Source organism: Neisseria sp. P0009.S007, from assembly GCF_051962515.1.
The window spans coordinates 1-2,003 of sequence record NZ_JBQCVF010000239.1 but is presented as its reverse complement, the minus strand read 5'-3'; the positions used below and the strand labels follow the sequence as shown (position 1 = coordinate 2,003).

Below are 2,003 nucleotides of genomic sequence, written 5' to 3'. Positions count from 1 at the left end.
CGACCGATTTCTCTTTATGTTCCTGATGGTATTAAGATTACCGGTGCAGGGCAATGGCACACTAAGTTACATTTTTTAAATACAGAAGCTGCTAAATACGATGATAAGGGTTATGTGAGTGGTGGCGGTGGTATTACTTTTGAACCCGGTAGTAACAATATAGATTTGGGCAATCTCTCCATGGATTCAAATCTAAACTCAAGATATGATGAGAAAGCCAATTACAAAGGTATATCCGGTACTTTAGGTACTGGCTCTTCTATTCACGATATCAAAATCGAACATTTTGAAGCTGGCGTATGGATTGGAGATTATTCTCAAAACAAACCTTTAAATTACACTGATGGTTTGACTATTTCTAATGCCACTATTCGCAATAACTTGGCAGATGGTGTTAACTTTGCCCAAGGTACCAGCAATTCCACCGTTATCAATTCCAATATCCGTGGCAATGGTGATGATAACTTAGCGACATGGTCAAGCCATCATGAGAATACCAATGCCCATGTTGCTGAAAATAACCGCTTTTTGAATAATACCGTTGAATTAGGCTGGCGTGCAGCAGGTATTGGTATCTTTGGCGGTAAAGGTCATGAAGTAGCCAATAACCTTATCAAAGATAATGCTAATTGGAGTGGCGTACGAGTTAATACTGTATTTAGTGGCCATAATTTTGATCTTAACGATCCAGGCATTAACATTCATAATAATTTATTTGTTAGTAATGGTACTAATACCGATGCTTATGGTCGTATTAAAGGTGCTATTGATTTAGAAGAGGGCCGAGACTATGAAGATAAGATTCATAATATGCCACTAAGAGGAGAGCTAAATAATATTAGAATTGAAGGAAACACGATTATTGATAATTTGTCGAAACGAGACATTACAACAATTCGTAATACCATACCTGATGATCTTAATACATCAATAAATGATATTACAGTTTTTATTAATGCAAATGATACAGTTAGTGGAAATAATACAGTAGCGAGTGATGCAGACCATGTTACAACATCTGTTTATGAAGAAAAACGCTATGTTATTGATAAATCATATATTCATGGTAATACTCCTGGATATGAAACTGTAACTGTAACCAATATTAAAGGTACACAAGCGGATGATCATATCGATGGTACGAGTGGTATTGACAGAATTGATGGTAAAAATGGTAATGACACTATCTATGCCTGGGGAGGTGATGACATCATTACTATTACAGGAAATGGCAACAATTCTATCAGTGGCGGCGATGGTAATGACCGTATCAGAGGCGGTTTGGGCCATGATATGATTAATGGCGATTCAGGTAATGACATCATTTCCGGTTATGATGGAGACGATCGTCTCAATGGCAGTATGGGTAATGACTCTGTCTATGGGGGAAATGGTTATGATACCCTATGGGGAGAAAGTGGCGATGACTATTTGAATGGCGGTGATGGCGACGACGTTTTGTTCGGCGGACAAGGAACCGATTACTTGGTAGGCGGCAAGGGTGCCGATACTTATGTTTTCAGCCTTGGAGAAGGTAAGGATACGATTACCGATAATGTGAGCGAAGATAATGCACTGCAATTTGGCCAAAATATTTCTGTTAATGACCTGCATATTGATGCCATCACTGATGTTCGAGGCAATATCGATTGGAAAATTACCATTAAGGGATCAGAAGGGGATAGCATAACCATCAATGACCAATTCGTTTCCGGTAAAACTGATGCTGTGATTGATACCTTCCGTTTCGATGAAGGTACATTGAGCCTGCAAGAGTTGATGGGGAGATTGTCAGGCAACGGCAATATCAATAATTTGTCAGCCGTCAATACGCATACTGAGCGCATGAGCTACTCGTCTGTCGATACGGCTGATGTTCACGATGACACAGCATCTACCGCCAACGCTGGAATCATCTAATTGATTGTGTGTTAGATTGAATAAAAAAGGCCGTCTGAAATCTGGCCAACAGGTTTCAGACGGCCTTTTTGTGGCTTATCTTG

1 protein-coding gene is annotated in these 2,003 nt (G+C 39.5%); it reads left to right on the top strand.

The genetic code is table 11. The annotated features are described in order from the left end of the window. On the top strand, positions 1 to 1,920 hold a 1,920-nt coding region (locus ACTHS3_RS12045), incomplete at its 5' end, for a type 1 secretion protein (RefSeq protein WP_440368042.1). Between the last annotated feature and the right edge of the window lie 83 nt (positions 1,921 to 2,003).